The sequence below is a fragment of the Coprococcus sp. AF16-22 genome, assembly GCF_003461545.1.
GTDB lineage: Bacteria > Bacillota > Clostridia > Lachnospirales > Lachnospiraceae > Coprococcus > Coprococcus aceti.
The window spans coordinates 1-19,576 of the sequence record NZ_QTXH01000012.1 but is presented as its reverse complement, the minus strand read 5'-3'; the positions used below and the strand labels follow the sequence as shown (position 1 = coordinate 19,576).

Sequence of the window (19,576 nt, the reverse complement as noted above, 5' to 3'; positions counted from 1 at the left end):
CGCAGGAGTAATACTCCTGCGCCCTTCTCTGTATGACCTGTATTATTTTATCTCTCATTTCCTGCCACAAGAGCCGTTCCATCATAATCGATGACTATGGCTGACTGTGTGCTTACGCTGCCCGCAAGTATCATCTTTGCAACCAGTGTCTCCACATTCTTCTGCAGATATCTCTTGAGCGGTCTTGCGCCATACACCTGATCATATCCCTGATCGATGATGTGCTGCTTTGCACTCTCCGTAAGTTTGATAGTGATCTCCCTGTCTGCCAGTCTGCTGTTGAGATCTGCCATGAGAAGATCAACTATACCACTGATGTTGTCCTTAGACAGTGCCCTGAATGTGATGATCTCATCGATACGGTTCAGGAACTCAGGTCTGAATCTGCTCTTAAGCTGAGCCATTACGTCATTCTTCAGTTCATCTGTGATCTCTCCGCCGGCAGCTGCGATATCCGCACCACCGATATTTGATGTCATGATAATGATCGTATTCTTGAAGTCCACAGTTCTGCCCTGAGAATCCGTGATACGTCCATCATCAAGCACCTGAAGGAGCACATTGAACACATCCGGATGTGCCTTCTCTATCTCATCAAAGAGGACAACCGAATATGGCTTTCTACGAACAGCCTCTGTCAGCTGACCGCCTTCATCATAACCTACATATCCCGGAGGCGCTCCTATAAGTCTTGACACACTGTGCTTTTCCATGTATTCACTCATATCAATACGAACCATGTTCTGCTCATTGTCAAACAATGCCGCTGCAAGACTTTTTGCAAGCTCTGTCTTACCAACACCGGTTGGTCCAAGGAAGATAAATGAACCTATCGGTTTGCTAGGATCCTTTATTCCCGCCTTTGATCTGATGATCGCATCGCTGACATAGTCAACGGCTTCATCCTGACCTACAACTCTCTTCTTAAGTTCGCTGGCAAGATTGAGGGTCTTGCTCTTCTCGCTCTCAGTAAGCTTTGCAACAGGAATTCCTGTCCACTTGGATACGATCTTCGATATCTCATCTTCTGAAACTACCTCATGGACAAGCTCCCTCTCCTTATCTGAAGCTGTGGACTCAGCCTCTGCAAGCTCTTTCTGGATTGCTGGAAGCTTACCATACTGAAGCTCTGCTGCCTTGTTCAGATCATAATTTCTCTGTGCAGCCTGAATATCAGCCTTGACCTGCTCCATCTCTTCCTTGAGTGTTCTTATCTTCTCAACTGCAGCCTTTTCATTCTCCCACTTTGCTTTCAGGGAATTTGCCTGATCCTTGAGTTCTGCCAGTTCAGCCTGAAGGTCTGCCAGTCTCTGCTTTGACAGATTATCCTCCTCCTTCTTAAGGGCTGTCTCCTCAATCTCCAGCTGCATTATCTTACGTGTGATCTCATCCACTTCAACAGGCATTGAATCAAGCTCTGTCTTGATCATGGCACACGCCTCGTCAACAAGATCTATTGCCTTATCCGGCAGGAATCTGTCTGTTATATATCTGTTGGAAAGAACCGCTGCGCTTACAAGGGCACCATCTGATATCTTAACTCCATGGAACACCTCGTACCTCTCCTTGATTCCTCGAAGGATAGATATTGTATCTTCAACGGTTGGCTCATCCACCATAACCGGCTGGAAACGTCTCTCAAGAGCCGCATCCTTCTCTATATACTGTCTGTACTCGTTCAGTGTTGTGGCACCTATACAGTGCAGCTCACCCCTTGCAAGCATAGGCTTGAGCATGTTGCCCGCATCCATGGCACCGTCCGTCTTACCGGCTCCCACAATGGTGTGGAGCTCATCAATAAACATTATGACCTCGCCCTCGGACTTCTTCACCTCATCCAGGACGTTCTTAAGTCTCTCCTCAAATTCACCTCTGTACTTGGCACCGGCCACAAGAGCTCCCATATCAAGTGCAAATATCTTCTTGTTCTTAAGTCCCTCTGGCACATCACCTCTGAGTATCCTCTGTGCAAGTCCCTCTACAACCGCAGTCTTACCTACACCAGGCTCACCGATAAGCACCGGATTGTTCTTTGTCTTCCTTGACAGGATCCTGATCACATTTCGTATCTCAGCGTCACGTCCTATTACCGGGTCAAGTTTCTGCTGTCTTGCCCTCTCGACCAGATCATATCCGAACTTCTCCATAGCCTCATATGAGCTCTCCGGATCATCGCTGTCCACCTTGTGGTTACCTCTGATTTCTGCTAGCTCCTTGAGGAATGCATTCCTGCTAACTCCCCAGCCTTTAAGAAGCTCCTTGATATCCGAATCAGCCTTATCCACCATGCCGAGGAACAAATGCTCAACAGACACATATGTGTCGCCCATCTGCTTTGCTTCCTTCTCTGCCTGGATGAGAGCCTTTGAGAAGTTATTTCCGGCATACATATTGCCACCGCTGACCTTCGGCAACCTTGCCAGCTTATCCTCCACCGCATTCACGGCACCAGTAACATTCACGCCCATCTTCTCAAATATCTTGGCTATCAAACTGTCATCTATCTCAAGCAAGCCAGCCAAAAGGTGCATCTGCGTAAGTTCCTGATTGTCGTACTCCAGAGCTTTTTCTTTTGCTTTCTCTACAACTTCCAACGATTTACGTGTGTATTTATCCATCTCCATAGCTGTTTACCTCCTAAACTAAACTTTCAGGGAACTGATACCTTAATATCACTTCCCTGTCTGATGATAATATAACACACTTGTTAGCACTCGTCAATACTGAGTGCTAACATTTTTTTTATTATTTTAAATTATCTCTCTCTACGGTAAACTACCACCCCGGCAGCCCCTAATAAACATGCCATCATGACTATGAGCATCAATGCCACATTTCCGTCATCTCCGGTATTTGGTACACCTGACCCCTTTTTTGAGTCTGCTACAGTTGTATTCTCTGTTGAGGTCACGTTAGTTTTCTCATCGGTTGTCTGTCTCTCTGTTGTTACCTTCTCTGTCGTCTGCTCACTTGACGTTGGTTTTTCAGTTGAAGGTTCATTTGTAGTCGGTTCATTTGTAGTCGGTTCATTTGTTGCTGGTACATTCCCCTTCTTTACCACTACCTTTGCAGCAGGAGATGCATAATAATTTTTGGTCTCCTTATATCTCACATAATAATTTCCATCTGCAAGTTTCTTAAGTACCGTGCTTTCACAATCCAACCATTTTTTCTTGTCAACACTATATTCCATTGACGTCTTCAGATTAGATATCTGACCATCATTTTTCCCATCCACAGTCTCTGCCGTTGCGACCAAACCTGTAGGTGCCTTCTGCTTTGCCTTATCTATTGTGAACTCTTCCACGATCTGTCCATGCATGGTATTCTCACCCTTGATAGTAACTGTAGCTGTTCCCGCATCAATATTATCCGCATATACACATGAGTAACTTTTTCCCTCTGTCAGAGTCTTTCCGCCATAAGAAACCGTAACCGCAGGTTTCTTTTCTTTTCCATCGTACACATATGTTTTTGGATCAATGCTGACAGCGACATCTGCATCATCCGACAAGCTGCGGTAACGGAGAATAAAATCCTTAGCCTTGGCTCCTGTCTCATCATCAATGATTGTCGTTCCTTCTACAGAAAGTCCCTCTGGTACAAACTCCTTCACACCGTCAAATCCATCTGCAATATGCCCAAAGTTGCTAAGTCCGTCACTGTTCTGTACCGTAAATACACAGTCTGTATCCATCTCAAGTTTTTCAAACCAACACTGTGAACCGTTGAGCGTCACATTTGAGCCATTATTCAGACAGATTCCATCTTTTGTCATCCAGTTGATACTATCCGTAATGAATTTGACATTTGACAAAGTCAGCATAGCATTAGTAAATCCAACACTTCCATTTGTGATACCGCAATTTAATGTTCCGTTTTTCACGTATAACGAATAATCAAAATTCATCATCTGCAAAGTGACACTTTTACCGTTGAGATCTATAATGATATGTTTATTATGTTCACCATCATTGTATCCTATAGAAGCCGAAGGATCATATATATCACTAATTATACATATTGTATAGCCATTCTGTGCGGCTACAAATGCATCAGCCAGTGTAGCATATGATCCGATCTCATCGCCATTGCCATCCGTCACAATTGCCACATCCCCATCCGCGGCCTGCACCTTCACAGAGTTCTTTCCCGCAATAATCACTACAGCAAATATACATGCCATAATCAACCCAGTTACCAATTTCTTTGATTTCATAATTATCCCTTTCCTCCTGTCTTTAATCCCTGGCAGTTACTGCCAGATATTGCCATCAACATAACAAATAATTATAATACACTGAGTTTTTTAGTAAACTAGCCAAACGGCTAGTTTTTAAAATTAAATGACTAAATGCATAACTTTAGTACGAAAAAGAACCAGCACTCAAATGCCGGTTCTCCCTGTTATGATATTATTCTATTATCACAGCTCCTCACCATTGGTCTCTATAACATGTTTGTACCAATAATAAGAATCCTTCTTGTATCTGTTCAAAGTTCCACTGTTCTCGTCCTCTTCTCTGTCCACATACACAAATCCGTATCTCTTCTGATATCCGTTGAGCCAGCTGAGAAGATCTGTGTAAGACCATGTGCAGTATGCCAGGACACGGCAGCCATCATCACACGCTTTCTTGAGCTCCTCTATGTGATGTTTCAGGTAATCTATCCTGTACGGATCATGGATCTCCCCATCCTCGAACTTGTCAAATGCACCAAGACCATTCTCAGATATTACGATCGGAAGGTCGTATCTTGAAGTGATCTGTCTGCAGCACATGCGAAGTCCCATCGGATCGATGGTCCAATCCCAGTCTGTCGTAGGAAGGAATTCATTTGCAGGATTCTTGTAAAGTCCCGGAACACCCTGAACCTTTGCCGTGCCCTTCTTGCCGGTCGTGTTCATCTCGTGAGTCGTTCCCACTCCGTCTATCGGGTTGTGCTCGACAACGCATGACTGATAATAGTTTACACCCATGAAATCTATGAGACCTGCAGCCTTCCTGAGGATATCCTCGTCACCGTCCTCCATAACCGGAGTTAGATCCTTGCTCTTGAGGTAAGCAGCGGCAGCCCTTGGATAACGGCCATAGGCATACATATCCATCCAGTAGAAGTTGTTCAGATCATCATAATCCATCTTCGCCATCGCATTTTCAGGCTTTCTGTCAAATGCGTATGACGGTGTGTATGCGAATGATGAACCGACCTTAGCATCCGGGCAGATCTCCTTGAGTGCAATAACACTCTTGGCGTGTGCCATAAATGCATGATGGTTTACCTGATAGAACATCTTCTGGTCATCAACCTTTCCTGGTGGGTGCATTCCTGCATTCCAGCCAAGACCTGTAAATACATTCTGCTCATTCATGATTATCCAGTGCTTTACCCTGTCACTATATCTCTCAAACAGAACCTTTGCGTATCTGACGAAATCATCGACTATTCGTCTGCTCTCCCATCCGTGATACTGCTCCTCAAGTGCCTGTGGCATATCCCAGTGGTACACTGTTACCATAGGAACAATTCCATACTTAACCAGTTCATTGATCAGGTCATCATAGAACTGTAAGCCCTTTTCATTTATCTCGCCATTGCCATCAGGTATGATCCTTGGCCAGGATATTGAGAACCTGTAAGTCTTAAGTCCCATCTCCGCCATAAGTGCCACATCTTCCTTGTATCTGTGGTAATGGTCAACCGCCTTATCACCTGTCGTAGCCTTAAATGTTTTTCCCGGGATCCTTACGAACTGATCCCAGTTGGATGGGCCTTTGCCATCCTCATTCCACGCTCCCTCTATCTGATATGCAGCAGACGCACTGCCCCACAGGAAATCTTTCGGGAAGCCATTTGATCTGTCAAAATACATAAACCGTCCTCCATACTATATAGAATCTGTATAGCATGCCTTCAACATGCCTTTGTCGTCATATGCTACAGACTGCCCAGCACATCTCCTATCTTATCCGCTATCAGAAGATCTGCATTGCTGTCCGACTGTGTCGGGGACATATTTATAACCACCAGTTTCCGCCCCCTGAAATATCTGATAAGTCCTGCTGCCGGATATACCACAAGTGAGGTTCCGCCAATTATCAGCGTATCCGCCTCGGATATATACTGGAGTGCCCTCGACATATTGTCCTCATCAAGTGCCTCCTCATACAGCACCACATCCGGTTTTACAGTGCCTCCGCACTTTTCACACTTAGGCACACCATCCGAATTGACTATATAATCCAGGTCATAGAAAGCATGGCATTTCTCACAGTAATTTCTGTGAACAGAACCATGGAGCTCTATGACATTCCTGCTACCTGCCATCTGGTGAAGTCCGTCGATATTCTGCGTTATCACCGCCTTGAGCTTTCCCTGTTTCTCAAGCTCCGCCAGCTTTATATGAGCCTTGTTCGGCTTTGCATCAGCAAATATCATCTTGTCCTTATAGAATCTGTAAAATTCCTCCGGGTTACGTCTGTAAAAGCTGTGGCTGATTATAGTTTCCGGCGGATACTTATACTTCTGATTATACAGTCCATCCACACTTCTAAAATCTGGTATACCGCTCTCCGTCGATACTCCTGCACCGCCAAAGAAAACGATATTATCCGAATCTTCTATGATCTGTCTCAGCTCATTCAACTTTTCTGTATCCATATACATACACCTCCAGACAATGACTACTGTGTCTCAGTAACCTTTACCATAACTGTACACGTATTTACCACGGTGTACTTATCTCCATCAGGGACACTGAGCGTGATCGTATTATCGCCATATGAGAGCTTGGAAGCATCTATGGACAGCTTCAGGCTCTTGGCCGATACCTTGGACACCGCACTTGAGATTCCACTCACGGTTATCGTATTGCTATCACCCATGCTCATCTCATAGCTGTATCCACTCTGCTTGCCCCTCAGGATGATATCCCCTGTGGTCACCGTTATATTTCTTGTAACTGATTTCTCGATCGCTATCTTCACATTGATGTATGCGCTCTCCTTTGTCACGACCACACCCTCTGGAAGATACTTTGATACATCAAGTGTCGTCTCAACATCTGCTGTACATCCGCTCACATCAACATCCGTTATATCAAGGCTTGTTATATCCTTTATTATCGATGCGTCTCCACCTATATCAACGGTCTCCGGTACATATGTTATATCTGATACAAGATATCCATCCGCAGGATCTCCTGTGACATCCACATGAACAGGTATATTCTTAGTCTTGTATACCGGAACTGTGACTGCTATCGATATCTCATCGTAGGATATCGACTTGTCTGATATCTTCTCACCATCAGCGGTTACAAATACAGGCGTACAGTTTGTCGTTATATCATCCTTTGCACTGGTCACATCAACTGTCACCTCTGCACGATCTATGCTCGAAACTATACTTGCAGCACCCTTTATCGTTATGAGGTTTGGAGCTGCCACACTGTTACCAACCGTATATCCGGAAGCAACCTCGCCTGTTGTCACCACGGACACAGGAACTGACACTGACTTCTCGTCCTCAAGTTCAACTGACAGCACGTTGTCCACAACAGTTATGCTGACCTTTTTAGCTATGTTGGTGCTGTTCGCAGTTACAGTGATAGGCACCGCATTTGTTATGGATATCTTTGACATATCCGCTACAGCCTTGAAATCCGACGCATCAAGATCGCTTATAAGTGATTTACGTCCTTTGACGACTATATCCACGGTATCACCTGAAGTTATCGTGTACAACTGATTCTGACTTGTTATGGCGTCAGTATTTACCAGATTGACCGGAATGTCCCTTATGGTCCTTGTCACGGCTGAATCATCGATGTTCAGTACAAGAAGCCACACCAGAAATCCAAGCACAACCGACAGAAGCTTAAGACCTATATTGCTGTATATCTTATTTGCCTTTTTCTTAGGCTCTGCGCTGTTATTTTTCATTCTCATCAGCCTCCTTTCTGGAAGCTTTATTCTTATTCTCCACAACGACTCTCTTTCTCCGCTTAACCGGACGGGCACCTGAAGACCTGTGGCTCTTTCTTCCATTATACTCCTTGCACAGCGTCTGAAGATGCCTTCTCACGCCCTCGCTGTCCAGATTCCTGAAGAGCTCGCCTCCCTGTGCAATGGATATTGAACCTGTCTCCTCAGATACGATAAGAGTCATACTGTCTGACACCTCACTGATACCTATACCGGCTCTGTGTCGTGTTCCAAGCTCCTTGTTGATGGAGTCATTTGCAGACAGTGGCAGATAACATGTGGCAGAAACCACCCTGTTCTTTCTTATGATCACCGCACCATCATGAAGCGGTGTGTTGTGCTCAAATATATTGAGAAGTAACTGGTTAGTCACGACCGCATCGATCGGTATTCCCGTATCAATATACTCGCCCAGTGCAACTTCATTCTCAATGACTATGAGTGCACCGGTACGGTTTGCAGACAGGACCTGGGCCGTCTTCACAAGCTCATATATCGTTTTCTCCGATATAACACCATCATCCTCGCCATCTCGTATAATGTAATTGATCAGCTTCTTTCTTCCAAGCTGTTCAAGTCCTCGTCTGAACTCCGGCTGGAACAGGATCACCACCGCTATTATTCCCACACTGAATGCATTCTTAAGCAGATATAAGATCGTATTGAACTGGAACACCGCCGCAATGGCAGTGAAGAGCACGATCATAACTATACCCTTCAGAAGAGTCCATGCTCTGCTCTGCTTGAACCACAACATGATCCTGTATATAAAGAATGACAAAATAAGTATCTCTATTATATCTACTGTGCCTGGAACTGTTATATAAAACCAATCAAAATACGTTGATATAAACGTTGATATCTTATCCATTTCATCCTCCTTTCGGTATATAAATACTCCGTATAATTAATGTGACCTGACAAAAGTCAGGTCACTCACATGTAAGCTCTTTTCAATGTATCTATCTTGTTGATCCTGTAACAGAATCTTCCTTTGCCGCTGACCGGCTTCTCTGTGCGCCTGATCCGGACGAAGTCGTCCTCTTCTGCTGTGGTCTTGGCGATGGCTGCTCTCTTCTGGCTGCCTTTCTCTGGGCACCACCCATGACCTTTGGCACAGCCTTTACATAGTAGTAGTAGTCATCGTCCTCAAACTGTGTATTCTCAACACTTGAGTAGTCCACAACTATCTTGAAGAACTGAACCACTATGGTCACCAGTATCGCCAGTATGCATCCAAGCAGAGCCCCCGCAAGGGATACCTCAACTTCCATGGACAAAGTCCCAACCAGGAACAGTATGATCTCTACCACACCGCCTGTGATGATGGCAACGTACCATGAATATGCAAATGACATTCTATATATTATGTATGTAAGAACTATAACAACTGCAAACACTATTATGGTGAGCAGAAGTGTCTTATCCTGCACCAGATGCTGGAAAATATACTTGTATCCCTCTATCAGATCACCCTCTGCTGAACTTGAGCTTAAAGCAACGTAATCAGCAGTATGCTTCAGGAAGAAGTAGAATATACAGCCAAATGCTGCAGGAACCATTCCTGTGAATCCAGCTGTCATTCCAGCCAGGATTGGCATGAAATACTGGAACTTTATAATGTAAAAGAATGGCATAAACAGAATGATCCATGATGCCTTAGGGAAAAATCTTATATATACACAATACATTATCACAAATATGACAACAAATGAGATTCCAAGCTCCAGACTTGCGCTGGCAACCTGGGCACATGCGTACAGTCCTGCAATGGCAAGTGTGAGCTGGCCTGAAAGGAACGCACACACAAAAGCTGCTGCCAGGACCACTACGATACTGCTTATCGTGCTGTTATATCCTGTGAGATGGTTTATTGACCAGAACACAACAAGTGCCAGTATAAACTTACACAGTGGTGAAACAAATTTATCATACTTACTACAAAAATTCTTTACTCCATCGCGGAAATCCAGAAGTGTTGACATTATCAGTTAGCCCTCCTCTTTTTTTTGACAGAACGGCGTGTTCCGTCCTCGTTCTCATAAAATTCTATCAGTTTCTTAAGATTCTGGTTATACTTTATGAGTTTTGGCTTTGCCTTCATATATCTGTATGTATATAAGACCCACGCGAAAAGCGCAAATGCAATACACACCACTGCATAGCCGCCCACAATGCTGCTCGCCACCTTCACATAGTCAAGCTCTGTGAGCTTCTCAACTATATCTGCAAGATTATAGTATATGTAAGCTGCGGCAAAAACTACAAACAGCACCGTAGATGAAACAATTGTCTTAAGACAGTTAAGCTTCACATAGTCACTTTGAAAATATTTACCCTTTTCGAGATCCTCACGTCCAAGCGACTCCTTGTACATGGCGATCTTCGTCATTAGAATGACCTTTTCTTCATTTACCATTGCTCGATTCTATCTCCTTATTCTGGTCACTTTTCCACAAATGACCATAACTAGCAGTATTATACCCCGCGTCTTAATATTGCGCAAGTTTTATATTTAGAATTTAATGTCTATTAATGTATGATCACCAAGTGCGTCCGCCGTAGTAATCATGTTCATTTTTGTATGTCTCGTATGCATCCATCTCCTGATTTCGTTGCTCAAGACTGTCTCCCTGGATGGCATCGAGCTGCTTTCGTATCTCCGATTCCTTATCAGAAGACTGAGGCTCCTGTGTATCCTCTTCGTTTTCATCGTCACTGCCCTGATCCTTCTGGTCATTTGGATCCTGATCACCTTTCTGATCCTGTTCCTCCGTCTGCTTCCTGAGCTGTTCCTCAAAGGCATCTATCTCATCCTTCAGAGTCTGTGCATCCTCGTAATGTCCATCCTCATCATCCCTGTGGGCGCAGTCATTCTCTATGAGAATGTCCTTTGCCCCCTCAAGTATGTCTATCACCTCATCCAGATTCTCTTTAGTAACACCCTCAGGATCTATCTGCTTCACTATGGACAGCGCAAGGTTGACCCTTGTCTTACAGTCGGACTCACCACCCGGCTTCTTTTCTAGTGCCTTACGAAACTCCTGCTCGGCGCCCTCGTAATCTCCCTGACTGTAATATACATCACCAAGATTATAATGGTATATATGTGGCTGAGTAAAGCCAAGCACGGCGTTCACTGTGCTGTCCACATATTGTCCCTTTTTGTATTCACTTATAAAATGCTCATTGCACAGATAATTCACCAGAAGCACCGCCATACACAGCAGGCTGACAGCTCCGGTCACTGCAGCAACGATCTTTATTATTCCTGATCTGTTTTTCATTTTATGACTTTCTTTCTCATATCAAAAAATTCATATACAACAAGTCCTGCAAATAATGCTGCAAACAGATAATATATATCCACATATCCTATGGTCTTACCCTTATCCGTTGACTCAGCGGTTCCCCGTGACTTCTCCACAACCTTATCCAGCGCAGAACCATCGTTCATATTTATATAGTCGACGCCCAGATCATCGGCAATCTTTTTCAGATTATCCTCATCGATCTTCGACACCGCTGGTTTATACGGGTAGTCCGATGTGTCCTCAAGCAGCTCCTTCCGGTCATCGTAATATGATTTCACATACATGTTACCGCCTTCCTTTGTGCCGTACCCCAACACTGCGCCTCCATCAATATATTTTTTCGCCCCGTCAAATGACTTGAGTCTGTCGTCGTTGGTTATTTCACCATCGCTTATAAAGAACACGACCACATTTCCATCATTTTTCTCCTTTGCACGCTTAAGGGTATCCGTCATCACATCTATGCAGACATTCATGGACGACCCCCTGGCATATAGCGAATCCAGCGGATATATTGAATCCAGAACACTTTTTGCAAAATTTGAATCATCCGAATATGGCGATATCAGATTTGCACTATTATTGAAGGTTATGACTGCAAATTTAGCACCGTCCATCTCATCAACTATGTGCTCGCAGTCTTTCTTCACCGCCGTCAGCCTCTCTGTATCCCCAGCATAATCCTGAGCCAGCATGCTTATGGTGTCATCCACAACGAACAGCACATATGTGTCAAGCTTCCGGACACTCGTCTCCACGTTGCTGCTTGGGACCATGATCCTCAGATTGATGAGAAATATCAGTATGATGGCAGCTATCTGCCTTATATATGCGCTTCTCTTCCGCCTTTTCAGGAACGCCATGCCAACGCACAATATGAGCATAAGCCAGATTGGTATAATTGGATCTATTCTCATAATTCTCTCCTGTAACGTCTTATAATTTGAGCCAGCGGCCAAGTCCTAGCATTCCTGCAAACAGAACCAGCATCAATACAAATGGATATAACAGCTCAGGTGTCTCAACATCCACCATCCTCACCTTGACCAGATTCTTACTCAGCTTTTCTATCGATGATACTATCTCTCCAAATGATCCGGATTCCTCCTCAAGATAGAATTTACCACCGGTCTTCTCCACCGCATTCTTCATGGACTCCTTGTTTTCCGGTGTCATCTCCTTTGTTCCAACTCCATACACCGTGACATTGTTTGAAACACATATATCGGCCGCCTCATCCAGAGTTGCCACCGGTGTTCCCTGTATATCATTGTCAGTGGAGAATATTACCACCTTTGTCCTCTCCTTGTCAGCATCCGAAAAATCGATTGCCGCAGCAGCAAGGCCGTCCCCTATAAGTGAGCTTCCCCTCTGCTCATTTCCGATCAGAGTTCCAGATGATATATATGCCTGATAATATATCCAGTCGTACCCCGATGAAAATGCATCGTCCAGATTCACTTCATTTCTGCTCTTCAGACACTGTGCGATCAGATCAAGCTGATCCTTCACATACTCATAATCATCCGTGAGCGGAGTAAGCAGCACCGGACTTGTGTTAAATATCACGATTCCAAAACGTTCGCCCTGAAGCTCATCAACTGTTTTCTTCAGCTTGTCCAGCAGATTCTCGTTGAGATAATCCACGGATGTTGATATGTCGATACACAGAATGATGTCCCTGCAATACTTTTCATCCTGCATACGCCTGCTCGTGTATGGTTTTGCCATGAGCAGGAATGCCGATACGACAACCAGTACGCAGCATATGAGCGTGGCTGTAAGCCCGGTCTTATATAATATTTTTCTTTTCCTGAAATATGCCTCATCTTCCTGGCATATGAGCCCTGCGATCTTTTTTCCTCCGGCATATTCCTTTGTCTTTTTGTATTTCACAAACACAAATACCAGCATAAACAGTGCAATAGCCAGGCCTGCATATAGAACAATATGATATTTTATTGCCATCTCTCAATCAAACTCCTTGTCTTCTCAAGGGAAGCCCTCACATCACCATCGGACTTTCTTGCAAATTCCGGCGCATAATACTCAGCCACAAGATAGTACAGCTCCGGCATGTTTAATCTTTCTATATCATACAGAGTATAATTCTGAACCCTTATGCCGGTTGCAGCATGAACAAATCCCCTGATACAACGGCTCATACGCTGATATGCACCTCTTACATCAAGTTTTCCCTGATCATACTGTCCCGCAATATCCGCCAGTTCTGACAGATATCTGGCCTTCACTCTACCCATATCCATAGGCGCAGGCTTCACCACCTTCGGCAGCTCCGCCGCCATTTTTCTACGTCTTCTCAGATACCAGCAGCCACCAAAGAACAACAGCACTGCGGCTGTTATCACTCCGGTCAGCACGATCGGCCATACCACATACGAAAGCGGCTCCTGCAAATTCACTGAACTTTCCATATCTTATATCTTCTTCCTCTTATCTCCGGGCATCAGCCCATTTAACTACTTTCCTGAGCTCTCAGTCTTGTGCTTGTTGAGCAGCTCTACTATCTTTTCATCCATGCTGTCAGAAGACCTGACCGTCAGGTACGAAATACCAAGTTTCTTAAGCTTGTCGTCACAGGCACTTGAAAGCTCCTGCCTTTTCCTCTCTTCCTTCTTTGCCAGCTTCATGTCCCTGGTAAAAAATTCAGGAATATATGTGTCACCGGATATGTCATATACATTCTTACCGTTCATCCCGGCATCCTCAACATTTATAAGCAGTATATCATGCAGTACCTTTAACTGCTTTACAGTTGCCTCCGACATATTCAGGATACCTCTGGTGTCCGTCACCACAAGTATGATCATTCTCCTCCTGAAATTCCTAGCAATGAAGCTCAGCGCATCCCCCGTATCCGAGTCATTAGTCATGGTAACGTTCCTGTGGTAACCCGCAAGAATATTTTCGACATTTGCAAAGCCTGTCTTAAACGGATAGTTCTCCACGCCCCTGTCTGAAACATAAGTAGCGCTCACATAATCACCATTGTCACACACCATATATGCCAGGGTTCCTGCCGCCATAAGTGCAACGTCACTCTTCTCCTGAACATCATTGGCATATCCAAGCATACGTTTTCCGGCATCCATCACCAGCATTATATTATGCTTCTTCTCGGCGATATACTGTCTGACCAGAAGCTTCTGGCTCCTGGCAGATGCTTTCCAGTCCATGTCCTTGATATCATCGCCAACGACATACTCCCTGAGCTCATCAAAGTTCATACTCCTGCCCTTATAGATGGAATTGTACGAACCATCGATTATCCTCGACGTTGCCTTGGTAGTATATATGGTCTTATATCCCTTCATATTTCCCTGTATTCTGGATATATATGTCATCTTCATAATTAACTGTCTTCCCCTACGGCGTCTTAACCGAACCTATTATGGCATCTATAATCTTCTCAATCTTCACGTCTTCCGCAACAGCGGCAAATGTAAGCATGATCCTGTGTCTCAGGACTGAATATCTGAGTGCTTTCACATCATCAGGAACACAATATCTTCTCCCATTTATAAGTGCGATTGCCTTTGCTACCTCCATGAACGCAATAGCCGCTCTTGTGCTCGCACCCATGGCAACATACTGTGCAAGCTCAGGTGCAAGTATCTTATCCGTCATTCTGGTTGCCTGAACTATATCAACTATATATTTCTTTATCGCCGGATCTATATAAATCCTCTTGCACAGCTTCTGAAGATACACCACATCGTCAACGCTGGCAACGGACTTCACGTCTGAAAAAACTCCTGCCTCCACTCTGTTGAGTATCTCCATCTCATCCCTTGCGCTTGGATATGTCACAGTCTCCTTGAGAAGGAATCTGTCAAGCTGTGCCTCTGACAGCACATACGTACCCTCAGATTCGATCGGATTCTGGGTCGCTATTACCACGAACACCTCCGGCAGCTTATATGTCTTTCCTCCTATACTGACTTCTCTCTCCTGCATCGCCTCCAGCATGGCACTCTGTGTCTTCGCACTGGACCTGTTTATCTCATCGAGTAGTACAAAGTTCGAATAAACCGGACCTATCTTATCCTCAAATGTATTGGTCGCCATGTTGTACATCTGGGTTCCAATTATGTCGCTCGGTATAAGATCCGGTGTACACTGGATCCTTGAAAATGATCCATTAACCGCCTCTGTCATAACCCTGGCAGCAGTGGTCTTGGCAAGTCCTGGAACGGATTCCAGAAGCACATGACCGTTTGTCATCATTGCAACCAGAAGTGAATATCCCAGATAAGGCTGTCCCACAACCTTACTGTTATAGTAACTCAGCAAATTGTTGATTATCTCCGAAGCCTTCTGGACTTCTTCATTTGTTATCTCTCTGTTATCCTGCATAACTACTCTCTTTCCTTTATTTATTATGATGTCTGTCTCCCCGGCATCTATGGTATATAGAATATACCTTTACATGTGATTGCTCAAGTTAACAAATATAAAGTGCCCATGCTATATTTTGTCCATATAAACAAAAAAGTGACCAGGGGGTACCTGGTCACCATAATGAGGGGAGAGAGGATTCAAATAAATGAAAACTCTACTCTCACATATTAACTTATGTTCCATCATAAGTCAACTATTTTTTTCGTTAAATATACCTTTTATTTACAATTTGATCTGCCTACTCCGCATCCGCTACTCTAGTATCCGCATTCACATAACTTGCAGGATTCCTGCGCTTGATGACCCTGAGTACAAATATCAGAAGAACCATCATTGCTATGAATATCGGAAGCATGATAAACCACTTAACATGCAGATGGTATGTAAGCGGTCCAACTATAGCATATGACACGAATGACATGATAGCCGCTGTTATCGCATATGGAAGCTGTGTTGCCACATGATTTACATGGTTACACTGCGCTCCTGCTGATGCCATGATAGTGGTATCTGATATAGGTGAGCAGTGATCTCCACACACAGCTCCAGCCATACATGCTGATATCGCTATGATCATAAGCTCATTATTCTTACCCTCAAATACTGCACACACAATAGGGATAAGTATTCCAAATGTTCCCCATGATGTTCCTGTTGCAAACGCCATGAGACATCCAACTATAAATATAACCGCAGGAAGGAAACTAAACAGACTTCCCGATGCAGATGTCATTGCTGTCTGTACAAAATCCTTTGCACCCATCATATCGGTAGTTCCCTTGAGCGTCCATGCGAATGTAAGGATCAGTATAGCCGGTACCATTGCCTTAAAGCCCTCTGGTATAGCCTCCATACATTTACCAAAATCCAGGACTCCTCTTATCACATACAGAAGAATTGTAATAAGCAGTCCGAACAAGCTTCCAATTGCAAGTCCAACAGATGCATCACTGTTTGAGAATGCCTCTACAAAGCTTACACCGCTGAAGAATCCACCTGTGTAGATCATTCCTATAATGCAGCAGATAACAAGACATATGATAGGTATTATAAGATCAACTACCTTGCCGTTGCTGTTGACCACATCAGTCTCCTCTGCTGTGACAGTCTTCTTGCCATCTCCCATTGAGAGAAGATCTCCCTTCAGGGCATTGAGCTCATGCTTCTCCATGGAACCAAACTCAACCTTCATAACGATCATTGCGATCATCATCGCAAGTGTGAGGAATGAATAATAGTTATATGGTATGGCTTTTATAAACAGACCAAAGCCATCCTCACCCTTTACAAATCCACTGACGGCTGCAGCCCATGATGATACAGGGGCTATGATACATATAGGTGCCGCTGTTGCATCTATAACATATGCAAACTTCGCCCTTGATATCCTGTGTTTATCAGTTACAGGCTTCATAACGCTACCGACTGTGAGGCAGTTAAAATAGTCATCGATAAATATCAGAACTCCCAGAAGAACTGTGCAGAGCTGCGCGCCCTGTCTGGTCTTGATATGGGTAGCTGCCCAGTCACCAAATGCCTTGGATCCACCTGCCTTGTTCATAAGTGCAACTATGGTTCCAAGAATGACAAGGAATATCAGTATACCTACATTATATGAATCTGAAAGCTGTGCGATCAGTCCATCCTGCAGTACATTCGATATACTGCCCGTAAAACTGAATCCGGAGGCAAACACACTTCCTATTACAATTCCTATAAACAGTGAACTGTAAACCTCCTTCGTTATAAGTGCCAGCGTGATAGCGACAACCGATGGTACAAGTGCCCAGAATGTCGCATATGTCGATGGCGATGGAATCTTATCTACATATATAGACAGAATTCCGAGAACCGCAATAATGAGAATTACCACGGCGATGGCAATAAGATTTTTCTTGCTACTCTTCATCTTGATCCTCCCTGATCTTTTTTCGTATGCATATTATCTGTGATAATTCATCTGTGGAATAATGTATTATCACGTCATATAAGTAAAGTTATATCACATAAGCATGCCATTTGAATAGTGCAAATGTCTGATTTATTCCTTTTCAGTCAAAAACAGTCAAAATTTATTATGAATATGTGAATATGACGGAAAACAATCAAATGCTATTGCATAAATAACATTTATGTCATATTATCAGTTTGTAAGCAAGAGATACAAGAACAGCAGAAACATCTTCAGCTTACACTGGAATTTGACAATTTACTATTTTTTGTTTTTACTCCCTTTTTTCGTAGTCAGAAATGACTACACCCCCAATCCCTTAATTGACGCAGCCGTCAAGCGGCTGCGTCCCTCCCTTAAAGGTGAGTAACCAAAGGTTATGATATATTCAATATCAGCTCACAAAAAATCTTATATAAATAAAAAGAGCAGAAGCATGATCGCCTAATCGTGATTCTGCTCTTTTATTATTATATATCTCTTCTGCATTGCGCAACTTGCCTGTGTGCAACTTGCGCAATATCGTTGCGTTATGTTACATCAGATGATTTTTTACGATTATACATGCAAAAGTAGTCAAAAACAGTCAAAATCGCCAACAAATATGGCATTATAACCTAAATGAGCCAAATGCTATTGCAATCCTGATCCATTTATCATATTATCAACTTGTAAGCAAGAGATACAGAAAGACAACAGAAAGCGTTGACAGCTTACACTGAAATTTGACAATTTACTATTTTTTGTTATTTACTCCCTTTTTTGTAGTCAGAAATGACTACCCCCCCCAATCCCTTAATTGGCGCAGCCGTCAAGCGGCTGCGCTCCTCCCTTAAAGAGAGTAAAGCTAATATATGAGTTATACTCAATCGGCTCACAAAAAACTTTATATAAAAAAAGAAGCAGAATCATAATCGCCTAATCATGATCCTGCTTCTTTTTTATTCTTCAATAAATCCCTTGAAGTTCTTCTCCACCAATTTTCTGGGCACCATGACCTGATGATCACAGCCAGTACATCTGAGTCTGAAATCCATTCCTACTCTGAGTATCTCCCAGGAATTCGTTCCACAAGGATGCGCCTTCTTCATCTTTATAACCTGTCCAACCTCAAATACCATTCTGATATCTCCTCCTTCGGAATCCTATAAATATACATACTGTACGTTTTGGAGGGCTTTGCCCGCATAAACAAATAAAAGCTGAAACTCATAAAAGTTTCAGCTTTTCATCTAGTGCCCAAAGCTGGAATCGAACCAGCGACACGAGGATTTTCAGTCCTCTGCTCTACCAACTGAGCTATCTGGGCTTACATAAAAATAGCGGGGACAGGATTTGAACCTATGACCTTCGGGTTATGAGCCCGACGAGCTTCCAGACTGCTCCACCCCGCGGCAAAAAAATAAAATGGGCGGAGATGGATTCGAACCATCGAAGCATTACGCAGCAGATTTACAGTCTGTCCCCTTTGGCCACTCGGGAATCCACCCATTTATTGCTTTTGGCAACTTCTTGCTTTAAGCAAAAAGCCGATGATCGGACTCGAACCGATAACCTGCTGATTACAAATCAGCTGCTCTGCCAATTGAGCCACATCGGCATATTTAATTGTCAAATGACCCCAACGGGATTTGAACCCGTGTTACCGCCGTGAAAGGGCGATGTCTTAACCGCTTGACCATGGGGCCAGGTTTTCAAAAGCAGCTCCCCGAGTAGGGCTCGAACCTACAACCCCTCGGTTAACAGCCGAGTGCTCTACCATTGAGCTATCGAGGAATATCACCTGGTAAACCACGGCGTCTTTGTCAATGTTAACACATTTGACTTGAAAATGCAAGTGTTTTTTATATTTTTTTAACTTGTACCTTCAGAATTTCACACAGAAAGAGGTATCTTCTAAA

General features: G+C 43.8%; 16 protein-coding genes and 6 tRNA genes. All 22 read right to left on the bottom strand.

The window, feature by feature from the left end; genetic code table 11:
* Positions 1–47: 47 nt before the first annotated feature.
* Positions 48–2,624 (bottom strand): ATP-dependent chaperone ClpB, encoded by a 2,577-nt coding sequence (gene clpB / locus DWW60_RS11585; protein ID WP_117875423.1) that lies wholly within the window; start codon positions 2,622–2,624, stop codon positions 48–50.
* Between the two features lie 131 nt (positions 2,625–2,755).
* Complete coding sequence (locus DWW60_RS11580; protein WP_117875422.1) at positions 2,756–4,219, bottom strand: LPXTG cell wall anchor domain-containing protein; 1,464 nt, start codon at positions 4,217–4,219, stop codon at positions 2,756–2,758.
* 207 nt (positions 4,220–4,426) lie between these two features.
* Positions 4,427–5,875 (bottom strand): glycoside hydrolase family 1 protein, encoded by a 1,449-nt coding sequence (locus tag DWW60_RS11575; RefSeq protein ID WP_055147043.1) that lies wholly within the window; start codon positions 5,873–5,875, stop codon positions 4,427–4,429.
* A 65-nt stretch (positions 5,876–5,940) separates the two neighbouring features.
* Entirely contained in the window at positions 5,941–6,663 is a 723-nt protein-coding gene (locus tag DWW60_RS11570) for an NAD-dependent protein deacylase (RefSeq protein ID WP_015533972.1), read from the bottom strand.
* 23 nt (positions 6,664–6,686) lie between these two features.
* Positions 6,687–7,946 carry a CdaR family protein gene (locus DWW60_RS11565; protein ID WP_022216139.1) on the bottom strand — a complete coding sequence of 420 codons (1,260 nt, stop codon included), beginning with the start codon at positions 7,944–7,946 and terminating at the stop codon, positions 6,687–6,689.
* Positions 7,936–8,859: a diadenylate cyclase CdaA gene (cdaA, locus tag DWW60_RS11560; RefSeq protein WP_055147046.1), complete on the bottom strand. Its 924-nt coding sequence runs from the start codon at positions 8,857–8,859 to the stop codon at positions 7,936–7,938. The genes DWW60_RS11565 and cdaA overlap by 11 nt, the downstream gene beginning before the upstream one ends.
* A gap of 91 nt (positions 8,860–8,950) precedes the next feature.
* Positions 8,951–9,973 (bottom strand): hypothetical protein, encoded by a 1,023-nt coding sequence (locus tag DWW60_RS11555; protein ID WP_055147049.1) that lies wholly within the window; start codon positions 9,971–9,973, stop codon positions 8,951–8,953.
* 2 nt (positions 9,974–9,975) lie between these two features.
* Positions 9,976–10,407, bottom strand: a complete 432-nt coding sequence (locus DWW60_RS11550; protein ID WP_015533974.1) for a hypothetical protein — start codon at positions 10,405–10,407, stop codon at positions 9,976–9,978.
* Positions 10,408–10,531: 124 nt separating this feature from the next.
* Positions 10,532–11,275: a tetratricopeptide repeat protein gene (locus tag DWW60_RS11545; RefSeq protein ID WP_022216142.1), complete on the bottom strand. Its 744-nt coding sequence runs from the start codon at positions 11,273–11,275 to the stop codon at positions 10,532–10,534.
* Positions 11,272–12,219 (bottom strand): vWA domain-containing protein, encoded by a 948-nt coding sequence (locus DWW60_RS11540; protein ID WP_015533976.1) that lies wholly within the window; start codon positions 12,217–12,219, stop codon positions 11,272–11,274. Before DWW60_RS11540 ends, DWW60_RS11545 begins: the two co-directional genes overlap by 4 nt.
* A 19-nt stretch (positions 12,220–12,238) precedes the next feature.
* Positions 12,239–13,270, bottom strand: coding sequence for a VWA domain-containing protein (locus DWW60_RS11535; protein WP_117875421.1), 1,032 nt, complete (start codon positions 13,268–13,270; stop codon positions 12,239–12,241).
* Entirely contained in the window at positions 13,261–13,737 is a 477-nt protein-coding gene (locus DWW60_RS11530) for a hypothetical protein (RefSeq protein ID WP_117875420.1), read from the bottom strand. The genes DWW60_RS11535 and DWW60_RS11530 overlap by 10 nt, the downstream gene beginning before the upstream one ends.
* Positions 13,738–13,782: 45 nt before the next feature.
* Entirely contained in the window at positions 13,783–14,673 is an 891-nt protein-coding gene (locus DWW60_RS11525; protein ID WP_117875419.1) for a DUF58 domain-containing protein, read from the bottom strand.
* A gap of 16 nt (positions 14,674–14,689) precedes the next feature.
* Complete coding sequence (locus DWW60_RS11520) at positions 14,690–15,679, bottom strand: AAA family ATPase (protein ID WP_015533980.1); 990 nt, start codon at positions 15,677–15,679, stop codon at positions 14,690–14,692.
* A 283-nt stretch (positions 15,680–15,962) separates the two neighbouring features.
* Entirely contained in the window at positions 15,963–17,633 is a 1,671-nt protein-coding gene (locus tag DWW60_RS11515; protein WP_022216147.1) for a Na+/H+ antiporter NhaC family protein, read from the bottom strand.
* Between the two features lie 983 nt (positions 17,634–18,616).
* Positions 18,617–18,796, bottom strand: coding sequence for a DUF951 domain-containing protein (locus DWW60_RS11510; protein ID WP_015533982.1), 180 nt, complete (start codon positions 18,794–18,796; stop codon positions 18,617–18,619).
* A 115-nt stretch (positions 18,797–18,911) separates the two neighbouring features.
* Positions 18,912–18,984: transfer RNA gene (locus tag DWW60_RS11505), tRNA-Phe, on the bottom strand.
* Between the two features lie 11 nt (positions 18,985–18,995).
* Positions 18,996–19,069, bottom strand: a tRNA-Met gene (locus DWW60_RS11500).
* 14 nt (positions 19,070–19,083) lie between these two features.
* Positions 19,084–19,165, bottom strand: a tRNA-Tyr gene (locus tag DWW60_RS11495).
* Positions 19,166–19,202: 37 nt separating this feature from the next.
* Positions 19,203–19,275 (bottom strand) — tRNA-Thr (locus DWW60_RS11490).
* Positions 19,276–19,291: 16 nt separating this feature from the next.
* Positions 19,292–19,363: transfer RNA gene (locus DWW60_RS11485), tRNA-Glu, on the bottom strand.
* A 16-nt stretch (positions 19,364–19,379) separates the two neighbouring features.
* Positions 19,380–19,451 (bottom strand) — tRNA-Asn (locus tag DWW60_RS11480).
* Positions 19,452–19,576: the final 125 nt, after the last annotated feature.

Excerpts from the sequence above, each read along its gene's own strand:
- clpB (WP_117875423.1), bottom strand. The coding sequence starts at position 2,624 with ATGGAGATGGATAAATACACACGTAAATCGTTGGAAGTTGTAGAGAAA.
- DWW60_RS11580 (WP_117875422.1), bottom strand. The coding sequence starts at position 4,219 with ATGAAATCAAAGAAATTGGTAACTGGGTTGATTATGGCATGTATATTT.
- DWW60_RS11575 (WP_055147043.1), bottom strand. The coding sequence starts at position 5,875 with ATGTATTTTGACAGATCAAATGGCTTCCCGAAAGATTTCCTGTGGGGC.
- DWW60_RS11570 (WP_015533972.1), bottom strand. The coding sequence starts at position 6,663 with ATGGATACAGAAAAGTTGAATGAGCTGAGACAGATCATAGAAGATTCG.
- DWW60_RS11565 (WP_022216139.1), bottom strand. The coding sequence starts at position 7,946 with ATGAAAAATAACAGCGCAGAGCCTAAGAAAAAGGCAAATAAGATATAC.
- cdaA (WP_055147046.1), bottom strand. The coding sequence starts at position 8,859 with ATGGATAAGATATCAACGTTTATATCAACGTATTTTGATTGGTTTTAT.
- DWW60_RS11555 (WP_055147049.1), bottom strand. The coding sequence starts at position 9,973 with ATGTCAACACTTCTGGATTTCCGCGATGGAGTAAAGAATTTTTGTAGT.
- DWW60_RS11550 (WP_015533974.1), bottom strand. The coding sequence starts at position 10,407 with ATGGTAAATGAAGAAAAGGTCATTCTAATGACGAAGATCGCCATGTAC.
- DWW60_RS11545 (WP_022216142.1), bottom strand. The coding sequence starts at position 11,275 with ATGAAAAACAGATCAGGAATAATAAAGATCGTTGCTGCAGTGACCGGA.
- DWW60_RS11540 (WP_015533976.1), bottom strand. The coding sequence starts at position 12,219 with ATGAGAATAGATCCAATTATACCAATCTGGCTTATGCTCATATTGTGC.
- DWW60_RS11535 (WP_117875421.1), bottom strand. The coding sequence starts at position 13,270 with ATGGCAATAAAATATCATATTGTTCTATATGCAGGCCTGGCTATTGCA.
- DWW60_RS11530 (WP_117875420.1), bottom strand. The coding sequence starts at position 13,737 with ATGGAAAGTTCAGTGAATTTGCAGGAGCCGCTTTCGTATGTGGTATGG.
- DWW60_RS11525 (WP_117875419.1), bottom strand. The coding sequence starts at position 14,673 with ATGAAGATGACATATATATCCAGAATACAGGGAAATATGAAGGGATAT.
- DWW60_RS11520 (WP_015533980.1), bottom strand. The coding sequence starts at position 15,679 with ATGCAGGATAACAGAGAGATAACAAATGAAGAAGTCCAGAAGGCTTCG.
- DWW60_RS11515 (WP_022216147.1), bottom strand. The coding sequence starts at position 17,633 with ATGAAGAGTAGCAAGAAAAATCTTATTGCCATCGCCGTGGTAATTCTC.
- DWW60_RS11510 (WP_015533982.1), bottom strand. The coding sequence starts at position 18,796 with ATGGTATTTGAGGTTGGACAGGTTATAAAGATGAAGAAGGCGCATCCT.